This window comes from Streptomyces sp. NPDC050806, from assembly GCF_055586425.1.
This window is the reverse complement of the sequence record NZ_JBVJIF010000005.1, coordinates 442,342-458,183: the sequence shown is the minus strand read 5'-3', so window position 1 is coordinate 458,183 and position 15,842 is coordinate 442,342. Positions and strand designations below refer to the sequence as shown.

13 protein-coding genes are annotated in these 15,842 nt (G+C 70.6%); 9 read left to right on the top strand and 4 right to left on the bottom strand.

Annotation, left to right across the window (positions count from 1 at the left end):
* The first annotated feature begins 4 nt into the window (after positions 1–4).
* Genes ACZ6WH_RS18145 through ACZ6WH_RS18130 form a run of 4 tightly spaced genes read left to right on the top strand, consistent with a single transcriptional unit; the run spans position 5 to position 5,561 of the window.
* Positions 5–265: a lasso peptide biosynthesis PqqD family chaperone gene (locus ACZ6WH_RS18145; protein ID WP_469729424.1), complete on the top strand. Its 261-nt coding sequence runs from the start codon at positions 5–7 to the stop codon at positions 263–265.
* Positions 262–774: a lasso peptide biosynthesis B2 protein gene (locus ACZ6WH_RS18140; RefSeq protein ID WP_469729423.1), complete on the top strand. Its 513-nt coding sequence runs from the start codon at positions 262–264 to the stop codon at positions 772–774. The genes ACZ6WH_RS18145 and ACZ6WH_RS18140 overlap by 4 nt, the downstream gene beginning before the upstream one ends.
* Positions 761–2,530, top strand: coding sequence for an ABC transporter ATP-binding protein (locus ACZ6WH_RS18135; protein WP_469729422.1), 1,770 nt, complete (start codon positions 761–763; stop codon positions 2,528–2,530). The genes ACZ6WH_RS18140 and ACZ6WH_RS18135 overlap by 14 nt, the downstream gene beginning before the upstream one ends.
* A 43-nt stretch (positions 2,531–2,573) precedes the next feature.
* Positions 2,574–5,561, top strand: coding sequence for an AfsR/SARP family transcriptional regulator (locus ACZ6WH_RS18130; RefSeq protein ID WP_469729421.1), 2,988 nt, complete (start codon positions 2,574–2,576; stop codon positions 5,559–5,561).
* 87 nt (positions 5,562–5,648) lie between these two features.
* Here ACZ6WH_RS18130 and ACZ6WH_RS18125 read toward each other — a convergent pair whose 3' ends face one another.
* Together ACZ6WH_RS18125 and ACZ6WH_RS18120 are read right to left on the bottom strand one after the other, a co-directional pair.
* Positions 5,649–5,990, bottom strand: a complete 342-nt coding sequence (locus ACZ6WH_RS18125) for a hypothetical protein (RefSeq protein WP_469729420.1) — start codon at positions 5,988–5,990, stop codon at positions 5,649–5,651.
* A 413-nt stretch (positions 5,991–6,403) separates the two neighbouring features.
* Positions 6,404–6,613, bottom strand: a complete 210-nt coding sequence (locus ACZ6WH_RS18120; protein WP_469729419.1) for a DUF1272 domain-containing protein — start codon at positions 6,611–6,613, stop codon at positions 6,404–6,406.
* Between the two features lie 359 nt (positions 6,614–6,972).
* Between ACZ6WH_RS18120 and ACZ6WH_RS18115 the strand changes: the two genes are divergently transcribed.
* From ACZ6WH_RS18115 to ACZ6WH_RS18095, 5 genes are all read left to right on the top strand, one after another.
* A complete protein-coding gene (locus ACZ6WH_RS18115; protein WP_469729418.1) occupies positions 6,973–7,488 on the top strand; it encodes a hypothetical protein in 516 nt (171 codons plus the stop codon).
* The gene (locus tag ACZ6WH_RS18110; protein ID WP_469729417.1) at positions 7,485–8,222 is read left to right on the top strand and encodes a hypothetical protein; all 738 of its coding nucleotides are present in this window, start codon (positions 7,485–7,487) and stop codon (positions 8,220–8,222) included. Before ACZ6WH_RS18115 ends, ACZ6WH_RS18110 begins: the two co-directional genes overlap by 4 nt.
* Positions 8,219–11,746: a WD40 repeat domain-containing protein gene (locus tag ACZ6WH_RS18105; protein ID WP_469729416.1), complete on the top strand. Its 3,528-nt coding sequence runs from the start codon at positions 8,219–8,221 to the stop codon at positions 11,744–11,746. Before ACZ6WH_RS18110 ends, ACZ6WH_RS18105 begins: the two co-directional genes overlap by 4 nt.
* 124 nt (positions 11,747–11,870) lie before the next feature.
* Positions 11,871–12,803, top strand: a complete 933-nt coding sequence (locus tag ACZ6WH_RS18100) for a Vgb family protein (RefSeq protein WP_469729415.1) — start codon at positions 11,871–11,873, stop codon at positions 12,801–12,803.
* A gap of 26 nt (positions 12,804–12,829) precedes the next feature.
* On the top strand, positions 12,830–13,351 hold the full coding sequence (locus tag ACZ6WH_RS18095) for a GNAT family N-acetyltransferase (RefSeq protein ID WP_469729414.1): 522 nt from the start codon (positions 12,830–12,832) through the stop codon (positions 13,349–13,351).
* 64 nt (positions 13,352–13,415) lie between these two features.
* Here ACZ6WH_RS18095 and ectB read toward each other — a convergent pair whose 3' ends face one another.
* Together ectB and ACZ6WH_RS18085 are read right to left on the bottom strand one after the other, a co-directional pair.
* Positions 13,416–14,693 carry a diaminobutyrate--2-oxoglutarate transaminase gene (ectB, locus tag ACZ6WH_RS18090; RefSeq protein ID WP_469729413.1) on the bottom strand — a complete coding sequence of 426 codons (1,278 nt, stop codon included), beginning with the start codon at positions 14,691–14,693 and terminating at the stop codon, positions 13,416–13,418.
* Complete coding sequence (locus ACZ6WH_RS18085; protein ID WP_469729412.1) at positions 14,690–15,157, bottom strand: hypothetical protein; 468 nt, start codon at positions 15,155–15,157, stop codon at positions 14,690–14,692. Before ACZ6WH_RS18085 ends, ectB begins: the two co-directional genes overlap by 4 nt.
* Between the last annotated feature and the right edge of the window lie 685 nt (positions 15,158–15,842).

Sequence of the window (15,842 nt, the reverse complement as noted above, 5' to 3'; positions counted from 1 at the left end):
ACGTATGACCATGCGCCTGTCTCCGCACGTGTCCCTCACGAAGAACGACGACGGAGCCGTGCTGCTCGACGAACGCCGCGGCGACTACTGGCAGCTCAACCGTACCGGCACCGCGGTCCTGGACACCCTCCTGGCGGGTGGTACGCCTGCCGACGCGGCACGCGTGCTGGCTGATGATCACCTGGTCCCGGCAGGCCGGGCACGCGACGATGTCACGGCCCTGATCGACTCGCTGCGCACCGCCCGTCTCGTGGAGACCTCATGAGTGAACCGGAAGGCACCGTCCTCACCACCGCCAGGACCACGGTGCATCCGGCCGAACGGCGGCGCGCTCGCCGGCACATGACGCTACTGCGCAGGGCAACGGCAGGCGTCGCCGTCGGCACGGCGCGGCTTCTGGCACGACAGCCACCGGCGCGCATCCGTACCGTCCTCGCCGTACTGAGCAGGGGAGCCGCTCCCGCCTCGTACGAGCAGGCGGAGCAAGCCCGACGGGACGTGGTCGCGGTGAGCGGCATGTGTGCGGGGCAGGCATGCGTGGCGCGCTCGCTCGCCACCGTGCTGCTCTGCCGGACGACCGGCGTATGGCCCACGTGGTGCACCGGAGCCCGGACGTTCCCTTTCCGGGCACACGCCTGGGTCGAGGCCGACGGCCGGCCCGTGGCAGAGCCGGCCGAGGTCGGCCGGTACCGGACCCTGATACGCATCGGACCACGCCCGTCGGAACGATGTCCACTGCCGACGGGTGCCGGGACGGGTGATGTTCCTGCGTGACGCGTCCGCCGGCGTGTCCCTGCGGACCCTCCTCGCCACCGCTCGCGGTCACGGCAGGGGCGTTCTCCTGGCTCTGCTCCTCACCATCGTCTCCTCCGCACTGAGCCTGGCTCAGCCGCTTCTGGCCATGCGCGCCGTCGAAGCCACCCGCAGCGGGCCGGGTCTCGTCCCCCTTCTGATCCTGCTCGCCTTCGTGTTCGTGGCGGAGGCGGTGGCCGGCGGCGGCGCGCACTACCTCCTGCAACGCGTCGGCGAGAGCATCGTTCTGGGGCTGCGTACCGGGCTCGTCTCGCGATTGCTGCGGCTGCCGATGCGCACGTACGACAACCACCGCATGGCCGACCTCATCTCCCGTGTCAACGCGGACACCACCCTGCTGCGTGACGTGGTCGCCTTCGGATCGGTCGACGTACTCTCCGGGCTGCTCTTCGTCATCGGGGCGACCGTGATGATGGTGTGGATCGATGCGTTCCTCTTCGTTCTCGTCTGCGTCACCATCGGCGTCTGCAGCGGCCTCACCACATTGCTGGTGCGAGGCATCAGGACAGCCACCGAACGCACCCAGGAAAGCGTGGGCCGGATGGCAGCGGACCTCGACCGGGCGCTGTCCGCCATCCGCACCGTCAAGATCAACCATGCCGAGGAGCGCGAGGCCCGACGCGTCACCGAGCAAGCGCGTGCCGCGTGGCGCGCAGGGGTGCACGTCGTCAAACTCGACTCGGTCATCGATCCCCTGGTCGGGCTGTCCACCAACGGTACGTTCATCCTCGTTCTGGTCGTCGGCAGTGTGCGGGTCTCGCACGGGAGTCTCGAACTGGCCCAACTCGTCGCGTTCCTGCTCTACCTCACCTACCTGGACGCACCGCTCTCCGCCCTCTTCGAGACCGCCGGCCTGATACAGAGGGGCCGCGGCGCCCTGAAGCGCATCGACGGCATGGCCCGCCTGCCGGTCGAGGACCTGTTCCCAGCCAACGGCCACCATGCCGCGCGTCCCGGCTGCCGCACGGCGACGCCCGTACTGGAGCTGCGCGACGTCCACTTCGCCTACGGCGACCGTCCTGTCCTGCGGGGCGTCTCCCTCAGCGTGCCGCAGTGCTCCCGTACTGCCCTTGTCGGCCCCTCCGGTGCCGGTAAGTCGACCGTCTTCGCCCTCGTTGCCCGCTTCTACGACCCCGACCGGGGAGATATCCTCCTGGACGGCCTGGACACCCGCCGACAGCTCGCCCTCGGCACCTGCCGGGCCCGCATCGGCCTGGTCGAGCAGGACTCTCCCGTTCTCCACGGCACCCTGCGCGACAACCTCTGCTACGGGGCTCCGCACGCCACCGAGGCCGAGCTGCTCCGCGCCGTGGAGCTGGCCAACCTCGACGATCTGCTGCGTCGGCTGCCGGCCGGCCTCGACACCCCGGTCGGCGACCGCGGCACACTCCTCTCCGGCGGCGAGCGCCAACGCGTCGCCATCGCCCGGGCGCTGCTGCCCCGCCCCTCCCTGCTTCTCCTGGACGAACCCACCTCGCAGATGGACGCGCTGAACGAGGCCGCGCTGACCGACACGCTGGAACAGGTGACGGCGGAGGCGACGCTTCTCATCATCGCCCACCGCCTCTCCACGGTCCGCTCCGCCGACCACATCGCCGTACTCGACGCCGGCCGAATCCGCGCCACCGGCACGCACGACGAACTCCTACGGTCCGACCGTCTCTACCGCACGCTGGCACAGAGCCAGTTGCTCACGCCGGGTCAGCGTAGGCTGTAAGGGATTGCTCGGTGCACGGGGACAGCCGGCCACGGGGACTGCGATGAGTGATCAGCAGACAGCGCCTGCACGGTCTTACGAACTGCTCGGTCCGCTACGTGTGCGGCTCGACACCGCACCGCTGCAACTCGGCGAGGCCCAGCAGCGCGTGGTACTCGCGGTGCTCCTGCTGCACGCCAACCAACCGGTGCCGACGGATCGGCTCATGGAAGCGGTGTGGGGACTCGCGCCCCCGGCACGCGCGCTGAATCTGCTGCAGCGGCATGTCTCCGCACTGCGCCGGGTGCTCGAACCGGGCCGCCGGCCTCGCGGGCCCTCCTCCCTTCTCACCTGGACCGACGCCGGATACCTGCTGACCGTGCCCGCCGACGCACTGGACCTGCACGCCTTCGGCCGGGAAGTGGCACGTGCGCACACCGCTCGTGCCACGGGCGATACGGCTGTAGCGGCCGATGCACTGCATGGTGCGCTGCGGCTCTGGCGGGGCCGGCTGTGTGAGGGACTGACCGCACCGTTGCTGGACATCGAGCGGGACCGGCTGGAGGAGCAACGACTCACCGTGCTGGAGGAGCGTATCGAGGTGGACCTGGCACTGGGCCGGCACGCGGAGCTGGTGGCCGAGCTGACCGGACTGGTCCGGCGTCACCCGTTGCGGGAACGGTTGCACGCACACCTCATGATCGCCCTGTACCGCTCCGGCCGCCAGGCCGAGGCACTGTCCGTGTACCGCGACGCCCGGCTGTTGCTGATCGACGAACTGGGCGTCGACCCCGGCCCCGAGCTGCGGCGTCTGGAGCAGGCGGTGCTCGCCGCCGACCCCGCTCTGGACCCACCGCCGATGGTGCGCGCCGAAACGGCACGGGCGCCTCGCATGCTGCCTGGTGACGTCATGGGCTTCACCGGGCGGCAGGAGCAGTTGGCTGAGCTCGATGCGCTGGCGCATCCGGGCTCGGACACTCCCGCGGTGGCGATCGGTGCGGTCACCGGTGCGGCCGGGGTGGGCAAGACGGCCTTGGTGGTGCACTGGGCCCACCGAGTGCAAGAAGCATTTCCCGATGGGCAGTTGTACGTCGACCTGCGCGGGTACGACCCCGAACAGCCGGTGACTCCAGGCGATGCGCTGGCCCGGTTCTTGACCGCACTCGGACTCGACGGGCAGAGCATCCCTTTGACGATGGAGGACCGGGCGGCCCGTTACCGCAGCGAGTTGGCCGGGCGGCGCATCCTGGTGCTCCTGGACAACGCTTCCTCCGGAGAACACGTCAAGCCGCTGTTGCCCGGGACCCCGACGTGTGCAGTGCTCGTGACCAGCCGGGATTCCCTCGCCGACCTGGTCGCCTTGCACGGTGCCCGACGGCTCACCCTCGACACACTGCCCACGACCGACGCCCACACGCTGCTGCGCCGGCTGATCGGCGCCCGCGTACAGGCTGCTCCCCTGGCCGCGGCACAGCTGGCCGCCTTGTGCGTACGGCTGCCGCTGGCTCTCCGCATCGCCGCCGAACTTGCCGGCTCACGTCCACACGACGACCTGTCCGTCCTGGTCACCGAGCTGACCGACCAGCAACGGCGACTGGACTTCCTGGACTCCGGCGGTGACCCCCGCGCCACCGTACGCGCCGTCTTCTCCTGGTCCTACCAGCAGCTGCCCGCCCCCGCTGCCCGCACCTTCCGCCTCCTCGGCCTGCACCCCGGCCCCGACATCGATCCCACGGCGGCGGCCGCCCTCACCGGCGCCGGTCCGGAGGAGACCCGCCGTTCGCTCGGCGTGCTGGTTCGCGCGCACCTCCTCCACCACACCGGAAGCACCCGCTACGGCATGCATGATCTACTGCGCGCCTACTCCGCCGAACTCGCCATCCGCGCAGACTCGGATGGCGACAGGAACGCCTGCCTGACCCGTCTGTTCGATCACTACCTGTCCAGCGCCACCGGTGCCATGGCCGCCTTCCATCCGGCAGCCCCACACCATCGCCCACCACCGGATTCCCTGCCCGCCCCACTGCCGCCGGTCACCGGCCCGGACACGGCCCGGGACTGGCTGGAGGCCGAACGCGACAACCTGGTCTCCGTGTGCCTCCACGCCGCGCGTACCGGCCGACACCCACATGCCCTTGGCCTGGCCGACACGCTCTCCCGTTACCTCGACGTCAGCAGCCGGTATGCCGAAGCACACGCCGTGCACACCCACGCGCATCAGGCCGCCCGCCGGGCCGGCGACCGGACGGCTGAAGCCCGCGCGGTGTACCGGCTCGGAATGGTCTGCTTCTGGCAGGGCCACTACCACCAGGCAAGTGATCACCTGGCCCAGGCCCTCGCCCTGTTCCGGCAGACCGGCAACACCGTCGGCGAAGGCGACGCACTGAGCCATCTTGGTCTCGTCCGCTGGCGGCAGGGCCACTACCAGGAGGCCACCGATCACCAGCAGCGCGCCATCGCTCTCTTCCGACAGGCCGGCGACAGCGACGGAGAGGCCCTGGCACTGCTCTTTCTCGGCCTGTCCGCCTGGAAGCAGGGCGAGTGCGGCCCTGCCGTCGACCGGCTTCAACAGGCACTGACCCTGTGCCGCCGGCTCGGTAACCGTTCCGGGGAGGCCTATGCCCTCACGGCCCAAGGCCGGCTCCGCTGTTCTCAGGGCGACCATGATCGAGCTACCGAGCTGCGCGACCAAGCCCTGCGCCTCTTCCGGCAGCTCGGTAACCGTTCCGGCGAGGCAGCGGCGCTCAACGGCCTCGGCGAGAGCCTGCATGCCGGCGGCCGCACGGCCGGGGCCCGCGCCCGGCACACCGCCGCTCTGACTGTGGCGACTGCCATCGGCGCTCGGTTCGAGCAGGCCCGCGCCCACGACGGCCTTGCCGCCACCCACCGGGCCACCGGCGACCGGGCCAAGGCCCATTGTCATTGGGAAGACGCCCTGGCCCTCTACACCACTCTCGGCGTTCCCGAGGCCGGCACCGTTCTCGACCGGCTGGCCTCACTGGAGCCCAAGGACGCCGGTGAGGGCTCGACACTGACGATGCCCGGGCAGTAGGGGGCCCAAGAGGACCCCGGGAGCCCCTGGTGGGATGTTCACCGAACCGGACATCAGCGTTCGGGCATCCGACGTGGTTGTCTCCGATCAGCGCCGCCACCAGGGACGCAATCGCTCCGCATCGGCGATCGCCGCCGCCACCGCCCGGCCGACCTCGCGCGTCGCCCTCAGGACCTCGTCCAAGGTCTCCGCGCGGTTCGCCGCGGCTGTCAGCTCAGCCAGCAACGCTTCCCGGCCCCGGTACGGAGGAAGCGCCTCGGCTGCGTCCGCGATCAGGCCTCGCAGGCGCAGTCCCGCCCAACGCTCTGCCGCGGCTGAATCGAGCCGCAGCTCCGGCAGGTCGCGGAGCTGCTCGGGGACATCCGGTTCCGCATGCGTTCCTGACGTGGCCCGCAGGCCGTGCGAAGGGCCGTCCTTGATATCGGTCACGCTGCCTCTTCCCGCCGAGGAACGATCATGAACCTGTCGCCGCGGGCGCTGTAGACGACCTGTACGTCCTCACCTGCCGCGTTGCGGCCTGCGGCCTCCGCATCGAGCCTCGGCAACGACCGCGGGTCGCCCGCAGGTAACCATCGGCACTCCGCGCTTCGTCCCGGAACGTACTCGCCCCTCAACATCCTGGCGTTCCCCAGCGAAGCGGTTGCCCAAGAATTCGTCGAGTGCTTCATGATGTGCCCACTGTCCCTGTCGTCCAAGCAATTCTGCCGGGCCGGCCAACGGACTGGCCTCTTCGAAGGCCCGTGGCTTCATGGTTCCTGACCGAGTTGCAGAACTCGTTGCACCGGCCGCTGCAGCGGCCCGCGGACTGTGGAGCGCCGCACGGCAGGAAACCGGTCCGGACGTCACGGTCGAGCTCCGGCCGTCTGCCCGGCGGGGGCCGCCGCACGGCGGGGGCGGGCGACGAGTTCACCGCCGCAGTTGGGGCACGTGTTCCGCATGGCGTCGCTGCAGGACACGCAGAACGTGCACTCATACGAGCATATGCGGGCCGGTGAGGTCTGCGACAGCGCCGTGTCACATCGTTCGCAGCGGTCGCGCATTTCCAGTGCCATGGCTCTCCTGACGAGTTCGCGTATCCGTTGCCTGGTGCGCCGGCAGCGGAGGAAGTCGGGTGGCCATTCTCGGAACAGGGATATTGATGTGAAAGCGGCGGCAGGGACAGCTTTGCGGAAGATCGGGCCACTGGCGGAGCACCCGACGGCCGCGCGAAGGAATCGCCGTACGGGTCGGCCCCGCGTCCACGCCGCGAGGTGGCACGGCGAGAATCAGCCATGTTCCGCCGGGGAGACGTGAACTTCCGTACTGGAAGGTCAAGTTCGGAGGGGCGCCGGTACGGTTTGGCTGACACAGGGCGGTTCACCGGGTGCGATGCGGCCGGGTCAGGAATCCCGCTCGAATGGACGGGGGTCCGATGCTTTCGTGGGCCGAGGGCGCGCTGTACGGCGCCGGCGGCGGGCTGATCGTCGAGGCGGTCGTGACCTTCGGGCGGCTGCACGCATGGCAGCAGGCGCGGCATGCGGCGAGGGTGGCCACCGAGGCGCTGCCACAGCTCAGTACGTACATCGACCCGCCCGCTGATGCACTCGCCGCGCTCTTCCGCATCGTGCTGGGCGGCGCGGCCGGCTGGCTGCTTCACGGCGAGCTGGCCGGGGTGTACGCGGCCATCGCCGTGGGCGCTTCCGCGCCTGCCGTACTCGCCCAGATGGGCAGCGCCACCACCATGGCCGAAGCGCTCCAGACCGGGGCCGCTCCCGGGAGCGCGTCCGGAGTCCCGTCAGGGACCGTCCCCGGGCCCGGAGTCGCCGCACCCACCGCCCCGGCCCCGTCCATCGCCCCGGCTTCTTCCGCCGCCCCGGCTCCTTCGGCCGTCCCAGCGCAGCCCGAGCCACCGGAGCCCGACCGGACACGAGGGGAGGCCGCCCCGTGAGTCGTGGATCGGTCGCCCGGCGCTCCTGGTCCTCGTTCACCGGCGGACGCGGCACCAGCACCGGCCCCCGGAGGGCAGCGGAACGCGGACGTGGCGGGTACAGCATCTGGCAGCGCGCCTGGGCGTCGTTCACCGGCGTCAACCTTCCCCCACGTCGCCCCGTCCAGGGCCCCACCTCCGCCGCTGCCTCCGCCCTCGCTTCGCCACAGCCGCTCGCGCACCGGCCCCCGGCCCGCCCCCTTGCGCCGGGATGGTTCACGCTGCCGTCGCTTCCCGCAGTCGGCGCGCTGACCGCCTCCGGGAGTGACGCCGTGGTCCTTGACACCTCCTCCCCCGACGGCCGTACGAGGTTCCTGCTGCGCCGTACCGACGGCGACTCAGCCGAGTACCGACTTGAGGTGGTCGTGCGCGACGGCGCCGACGAGGACCGGCCGCTGCTGGCCACAGTCGCCTACGCGCAGCCGGGCGGGGACGAGCACATCCTTCTCGTGCCCGTGGTGCGGGGGCGCTTCGGACCCGCGGCCTCGTACGTCCGCCTCAGCGGCTTCGGACCGGACACCACGTGGGCCGCGACCGGCCCGTACCCCGTTCCGCCGGCGGCGGACTGGGCCCCGGCCACCGTCACGGACTCCATCGGCGCGGCGCTCAACGAGACGACCCGGGACGCCTGGCGTCGCGTGCGGGAGTTCGTGGACGGAGACATGAGCGACGTCATCGGTGGTGCGCTGCAATGACGTCCAAGAAGGCGGCATCACAGGTGTCCGAGAAGACAGCGGCAGGGCCGTTCAAGAAGGCGGTGTCCGGCGCCGCCGGGCGGCAGCGCGCCGCGCTCGACGCCGTACTCCGGGAGGCAGCGAGTTCGCAGGCCGCCGTGCACGAACTGCTCGGAGAGCGGCAGTTGTGGTGGAAGGCCTGCAGTGAGGCGGTCCGCGCGGACCCCGACTGGCTGCGCTCCGGACCGGCCGAGGAGCTTGCCGCCTGGATCGACGCGACAGCCCCGGACCGGTCGGCCGACGGGATGACACCCGCCGGCCACGCCCATCTGCTGGCCCTCGCGCTGAGCGCACCGGAGGGCGGGGCGGCGCGGCACGACGAGGCCCTGGCCCGCGTGCGGAGCATGTGGGCAGGCAGCGGCCTGTTGTCCGGCCACGCCGCGCCCGGCCCCGCGCAGCCGTCCGGCCGCGGGGTCGACGGCCTTCCGGCGGACACCGCCGAGCGGCTGAACGCCGTACTCGAACGCGTCCCGCAGCTGCCCGGCGGCGAAGCCGAGCGAGCCCCCGCGCCGGACGGCACGCTGATCACCGCCGCGCTGCTGATGGCGGGCTGCGAGCCGCGCAGACGGCCGCTCGTACAAGTACCGGTGGTGTTCGGCGAGACGGATCCCGAGGACGGCGAGGAGCCCGGCGCCACGGGCGTACTGCAGCTCTGCGAGTTCCCCGCCGGGCCTCCGGGTCTGTACCCCGACCCTCGCTCCATGACGGGGCTGCGCAGCTCCGACGGCCAGTTCGCGACCGCCCTCGGCCGGGCGTGGGCACTGGCCGGGCCCGGCCGCGGCTCGCGGTGTGTGCTGTGGCGCCTCGTCATCACGGACCGTCCTGCCCTCCCCCCACGGATCGAGGGCCCCTCCCTCGGCGTCGCCTTCGCCCTGGGCCTACGGGAACTCCTGCGACATCCCCGGACCCGGCGGCCCAGCGTGGCCGGGCTGCGCGGCATCTTCTACGGTCTGCGTCCGCGCACCGCGGTGACGGGGGCGCTGGGCAACGGTGAGCGTCTCACCGGCGTCAGCGGTATGGAGAGCAAGCTGCTGGCCGCACGGCGCAAGGGGCTGCGGCTGGTCGCCCCCGCCGCGAACCGGACCGACGCCGCGAACGCGCCCGAGCCCGCGGATGTGAAGTTCGCCGAAACGCTCCGGCAGGCCGACCGGTACGCCCGCCGCTTCCGCACCGCCCGCCTGGTCACCGCGATGGCCCTGGTCGCGGCGGCCGTGACGTCCGGGGTGGTGGTGGAGCACCGGGAGTCCGCGGCCAGGGACCGGCTGACCACCGCACACCGGCTGGCCGATGTGTCGGAGGACCTGCTGCGCAGCGACGTGGGGCTCGCCGGGCTGTTCGCCGAGCGGGCCTACCGGCAGCACGCCGATACGCTGACCCGCCGCGCCCTCTTCCGCGCGGTCACCGAGAGCCCTCATCTGACCGGAAGCGTGCGGGCCGCCGGGACGGTCTCGGCAGTGGCGGCCTCGGGAGGCGGTCAGCGTGCCGTCTCCGGGACGCGGGACGGAGACGTAGAGGTGTGGGCGCTCGACAACGGGCGGTTCGGCGACTACCACGAGCGCCTGGGCCGCTTCCCCGGCCCGGTGGAGACGGTCGCCTCCGACGCCGTCGGCGAGATCGTCGTGGCGGCCGACCGTCGCACGGTCAAGGTGTGGGCGAACGGGACGACCTCCACCGCCCCCCGCCTGCCCGACGGGCAACGGCCCACGGCGCTCGCGGTCTCCCCGTCGGGACGCTTCGTCGCGGTCACCACCACGACCTCGGAATTCGAGCTCCCGACGACTCTCTCGGTCATGGACCGGACCTCGGGGCGGACGAGGCACCTGCGGCTCGACGACATGACTTCGGGCCCGACGGCGCTCGCCTTCGACGGGGAGGCGGAGCTGGTGATCCTTGAGGACGCCTACGGTAAATGGAGCCGGATCTCCATGAAGCGGCTCACCCGCACCGCCGGAAGCTCCCTCAGCTTCGGCACTTACAACGTGGCCTCCGCACTCGCACCCGACGGCAGCCACATCAGCTACAGCAACAAGGGCTCCCCGCTGCCGGTCTGGCCGACCCGGGGCAAACCCGACGCCTTCAAACCGGATCTGGAGGCGAAGACGGAACCGGGCCTCACGACAGCCCTGGCCGTCAGCCCCGGCGGCTCCCACGTGGCCACGGCCATCGGTTCCACCCTGCGCGTGAGCCGAACGCACGCGCCTGGCGGGAAGGCGTCCGATCCGCTCGCCCTCACGGGCGCCGGCACGGTCCCCCGGGGCGGCCTCGGCTTCGTCGGCTCCGGCAGCAGCAGGCTCGTCTCGGCGTCCCGCGACCTGCTCAACCTGTGGGACCTGAACCAGCGCACACGTATCGCGCGAGCCACCGAAGTCCCGATCCCGGGCTCCTGCCTGGCCTGTGATGCACCCCGCGTGTCCGTGTCGCCGGACGGGCGCGACGCGGCGGTCATGGACAGCGAAGGAACGCGGCTGTCCACGCTGAGGCTCGATGTTCCCGCCGCGAAAGAGCGGCAGCGGATGCTGCCACCCAAGGCGAGGATCCCCGGGTTCGCGGAGCTGCTGTGGCGGCCCGACAGCCAACGTCTGACCGTGGTGGCACCGGACGGCAGCGCGGAGATCCTCGCCCGCGGACGCACCTGGCGGTCTGTCGGCACCTGGCCCGCCCTGCCGAACCCGCTCCAGCTCTCCGACCCTCCCACGCTGCTGCGGTTGCTGCCCGGCGGCCGGCAGGTGGCCGAGGTGCACGCCTCCGGCACGGTCCGCTTCAGAGACCCGGAGTCCGGCAAGGTGCTGCGCGAGGTCCCGGGCCCGAGATCCATGGCGCCGACGGCCAACTCCAGCGTCGAGCTGGGCCGCACCTACGTGGCACTGGACGCGCGGGCCGCGTATGCCGCGGTGATCGACCGGTCGGGCGAGACCGACAGCGCCCGGATCCGCGTCATCAGCACCGAGTCCGGCCGCATCCGTACGATCCCCCTGGCCGATGTCCGGGGCATCACTTACGCCGGCGACCGCCTGCTCGTCCAGCGCGGCGGCAGCGCCCTGGAGTTGTGGACCGCGTCCGGCAGCCGGCGCCTCGGCACGGTCGAGGGCGCGGCCGACCCCGCGATCGGCCCGGTCACCGGCGGGAACCTCGTCGCCGGGACGACGTCGGAGGACCACACCGTCCGCCTTCTCGACCTGCCGTCCGAGAGCGCCCTCGGAACGCTCCCGCTGCCCGAGGGCAACAAGGCGGAGTCGACGGGCCTCACCCTCACGGCGGACGGCACGAAGCTCATCACCGCCACGGAGGCCGACTTCTCGGAGAGCGATGCCCCCGAACCCGACGGCCCCACCACCAACGACATGGGGCAGCTCATCGAATGGAGGCTCGATCCGCGTGTCTGGATCCGCACCGTCTGCTCGTCGGCCGGCAGACACCTCCGGCCGGCGGACTGGGAGCAGCACATGGGCACGGAGGCACCGTCATCGCTGCGCTGCAGGGAGTGACGCACGGCGGAGGACCGCCGCGGCGCTCGCGCTGACGGCGGCGCTCGCGGTGGCCGGCTGCGGGCCGGATTCCCACGGCCGCGCGGACGAGGGCACTCGAACTCCCTCCCCCTCTGCTCCTGCCGTGCTCCTCCTGCCGGGCAACGCCTCCCCCAGCGACATGATCCGGACCGACGACGGGACGCTGTGGGTCACCGAGTCGGCGCTCGCCGCGATCGCGGAGGTCGCCCCGTCGGGGAAGATCACCCAGCACCCCCTGCCCCGCGACGGCGGCTTGCCGCCCTCCCCGGCCGACCTCCAGGAGTCCCCGGACGGCGGGATCTGGTACACGGCCGGCGACCAGATCGGACGCCTCGGCCCGTCCGGCGAGTTCACCTGGTGGAACGACAGTGCCGACGCCCCCGGCAATGGACCCGGTGCCGACGGCAAGGGTCCCGGCTTCCCCGAGGCCCTGACACTCGGCCCCGACGACACCATCTGGTTCGAGCACTCCGACCGCGGCTCGAAGGTCTTCAGCCGCGCGGACGCGAAGCGGGGGCTGGACCGCATCGCGCGGCTGAACACCCAGTTCGACGTCGGCGCTGGCGGCATGGCCCTGGGGCCGGACGGTGCGGTGTGGTTCTCCCAGAAGAGCGAGTACAGCGCGAAGCGGCACGAGAGCATCGGACGGCTCACCGCCGAGGGTGACTACAAGAAGTGGCCGCTGCCCAAGAACTCGGTCCCCAACGACATCGTCGCCGGCCCCGATGAAGCGCTGTGGTTCACCGACCGGCGCAGCATCGGGCGCATCGACACCGACGGCGGCCGCACCCGGTTCCCGGTACGCGCCTCCACCCACCCGAGTGACATCGTCCTCGGGCCGGACAAGGCCCTCTGGTTCACGACGGACCACCGAGTCGGGCGCATCATCACCAAGGGCAAACTCAAGGGCAAGGTCACCCTCTGGCCCGTACGAGGAGCGAAGGACCTGAGCGCCATCGTCCCCGCCCCCGACGACGGCTTCTGGCTGGCGGACCGCGACACCGCCACGCTCCTCCGCTTCACACCGCCCCGCTGAACCAGCAACATCTATGGGGTAGTTGAATGGCCCTTATCGAGTTGACCATGAGAAGCGGCGGCTTCGTGCGGAGGAGACGGGGGTTTCGCGTGTTGATAGCGGAGGAGGACACGTTTGATCCCGAGGAGATGCTCAACCTCTACGACTCGGTGGGCTGGGAGGGCTGTACCAGCGATGTCGACAGGCTCTGTCGCGGCCTGAGGAACTCGCACCTCGTCATCACGGCACGAAGTGCTGACGGAACGCTCCTCGGCCTGGCCCGGACGGTCTCCGACGACGAGCACATCTGTTATGTCCAGGACGTCGTGGTCAACCCTGCCTTCCACAGACAGGGCATCGGCCGTGGTCTGGTCGGGCACCTGATGCGGCGCTATGCGCACTGCCGCTTCTTCCTCCTGTCCACCGACCATGAGTCGTCGCCGGAGGGCAAGCGCAACCATGCGTTCTACCGGAGCCTGGGTTTCCTGTCCTACGAGGAGAAGGAGCTGGCGGGCTTTGGGTTGCCCAGGAACCGGAGCCGTGCTGACCGGCATGAAACGGATTCATGAGGGCCATCGTGCGACAGGTCACGGCGCCGGCTGCCGGACAGGACGGTCAGGGCGATCGGGGCGGTCAGGTCGTCTCCCGTATCGCGCGAGCCAGGACGTGCAGGCCCTCGTCGAGTTCGTCGGGGGTCACCGTGAGGGGCGGCAGGAGTTTGAGCACCTCGCTGTCCGGGCCGGAGGTTTCGACCAGCAGGCCGAGTTCGAAGGCCCGCGCGGCGGCCCGCGCCGCGCGATGCGTGTCGTGGAACTCCAGGCCCCACACCAATCCCCGGCCGCGTACCCCCTTCACCTCTTCGAGGTGCTCGGCACTGACCGTTGCCAGCTCCTGCGCGACCTGCTCGCCACGGAGCAGCGTCTGCTTCTCCAGCTGGTCGTCCCTCCAGTAGGTGTTGAGCGCGGCGGTGGCGGTGACGAAGGCTGGGTTGTTGCCGCGGAAGGTTCCGTTGTGTTCGCCCGGTTCCCAGATGTCGAGTTCCGGCTTGAAGAGGCACAACGCCATGGGCAGTCCGTAACCGCTGATGGACTTGGACACGGTGACGATGTCGGGGACGATGCCCGATTCCTCGAAGGAGAAGAACGCGCCGGTGCGGCCACAGCCCATCTGGACGTCATCCACGATCAGCAGCATGTCGTGGTGCCGGCACAGCTCGGCGAGTTCGCGAAGCCACCCGGGCCCGGCCACGTTGATGCCGCCCTCGCCCTGCACCGTCTCGACGATCACAGCGGCGGGACGGTCCAGTCCGGAGCCCTTGTCCGCCAGGAGCCGCTCGAACCAGGCGAAGGAAGAGACGTCGTCGAGATAGCCGTCGTAGGGCAGCGGGGTGCTGTGTACCAGCGGTACGCCCGCGCCCGCCCGTTTGAAGGCGTTGCCGGTGACGGCGAGCGCGCCGAGGGTCATACCGTGGAAGGCGTTCGTGAACGACACGACCGTCTCGCGCCCCTTGACCTTGCGGGCCAGCTTGAGCGCTGCCTCGACGGCGTTGGCGCCGGTCGGGCCCGGGAACATCACCTTGTACGGCAGTTCGCGGGGGTGCAGGATCACGTCCTGGAAGGTCTGCAGGAACGCGCGTTTGGCCGTGGTCGACATGTCCAGGCCGTGGGTGACACCGTCACGCTGAAGGTAGTCGAGCAACGCGCCCTTGAGGATGGGGTTGTTGTGGCCGTAGTTCAGCGAACCCGCCCCGGTGAAGAAGTCGACGTAGACACGGCCCCGCTCGTCGTACAGGTACGAGCCGCGGGCACGTTCGAAGACGGTCGGCCAGCCGCGGCAGTAGCTGCGGACTTCCGACTCCAGGGTCTCGAAGACGTCAGGACCGGGGTGGGTGACGGTGCGAGGAAGGGTCATTGCACATCCTTGAGGGGCAGAGGAGTGGACAGGCGAGTCCGGGCGGGCCGGGGAACTCGGCTGCGGCCGGCCAGAATCTCCTGCAGCAGCGCTTCCCTCTGGTGCGGCGCACCCGGGGGGCCGGTGAGGGTCCGCTGCCACCTGCGGGTGGATTCGTGCGGACTCTGGTAGGGGTCCGCGTACGGACCGAGGTCGTCGGAGCGGCAGGAGGCCCGGCAGTCGAGTACGACGCCGGATTCTTCGGGAAGCGGTCGGGACAGGCCGATACGGACGGACGCCTCGGGGAAGTCCACCGTCACGGCGTCGTGGTCGCACACGATCCGGAGCGCCTCGGTCAGTCGCTCGTCACCGATGATCAGGATGAACCGGAGGGCGAGGCCCTGCCGCTCCACGGCAGTCCACGGCCGGCGCCGCTGCGCCTGGCGGACCGGTACTGCACGAAGTGAGACGCCTGGGTCGGACATGGTGAGCTGTCTCCTGCCTACAGCCCGCCATGCGCTGTCCAGCGACGGACGAGGGGCTGCTGGTGGGGTGCGGGGCGTGCCGTGTCACGCCTGTCGTTCGTGAGGGGTAACGGGAACGGCGAGCACTGGGCTGCTTGTTACGCAAAGCGCTCTCTGTCAATCCGGCGTTCGCCACCCTGGGCTCCTTCGGCACGGGCTCGGCCGAAGGCGGAGTCGATGGGACATCGGAAGAGTTGCAAAGGGCGTTCAAGAAACGGTTAAAGAGAATGTCGAATCGCAGCTCGGACGGGTGCCCGGCAGTGATCGCCGCGGTCATGCGCGGATGCTGTACAAGCATTGCCACTGTGTAACGCGGGAGTTTCCGCCAACGCCCGCGAGCCATCGGAGCGGCTTGAAACCACGGTGCAGATTGCGCCATTTCAGCGCGCCACAACGAGACTCGGACACCCATGAAGGCGGCATGGGAACCAAGAGGTGACTGCGGGTAGCGACCCCCTGCTCCCCCGCATAATTCCACGCCTGGAATGGTCCGCCGCCCCTGCGCCAGCCGTCACAAAAGGAGCGAAACGGGAGTTCACCTTTCGCCACCAGAAGCGTTGTATGCAAAGTCCAGTCGTAGCTTTAACGCCACGGGAGGCCGGATCCGTCTGGTTGACCTGTGAAGCGCTGTGTATGTTCGTGTTGG

Coding starts and splice junctions, on each gene's coding strand:
- ACZ6WH_RS18085 (WP_469729412.1), bottom strand. CDS start 15,157: ATGTCCGACCCAGGCGTCTCACTTCGTGCAGTACCGGTCCGCCAGGCG.
- ACZ6WH_RS18115 (WP_469729418.1), top strand. CDS start 6,973: ATGCTTTCGTGGGCCGAGGGCGCGCTGTACGGCGCCGGCGGCGGGCTG.
- ACZ6WH_RS18095 (WP_469729414.1), top strand. CDS start 12,830: ATGGCCCTTATCGAGTTGACCATGAGAAGCGGCGGCTTCGTGCGGAGG.
- ACZ6WH_RS18135 (WP_469729422.1), top strand. CDS start 761: ATGTTCCTGCGTGACGCGTCCGCCGGCGTGTCCCTGCGGACCCTCCTC.
- ACZ6WH_RS18120 (WP_469729419.1), bottom strand. CDS start 6,613: ATGGCACTGGAAATGCGCGACCGCTGCGAACGATGTGACACGGCGCTG.
- ACZ6WH_RS18105 (WP_469729416.1), top strand. CDS start 8,219: ATGACGTCCAAGAAGGCGGCATCACAGGTGTCCGAGAAGACAGCGGCA.
- ACZ6WH_RS18140 (WP_469729423.1), top strand. CDS start 262: ATGAGTGAACCGGAAGGCACCGTCCTCACCACCGCCAGGACCACGGTG.
- ACZ6WH_RS18145 (WP_469729424.1), top strand. CDS start 5: ATGACCATGCGCCTGTCTCCGCACGTGTCCCTCACGAAGAACGACGAC.
- ectB (WP_469729413.1), bottom strand. CDS start 14,693: ATGACCCTTCCTCGCACCGTCACCCACCCCGGTCCTGACGTCTTCGAG.
- ACZ6WH_RS18130 (WP_469729421.1), top strand. CDS start 2,574: ATGAGTGATCAGCAGACAGCGCCTGCACGGTCTTACGAACTGCTCGGT.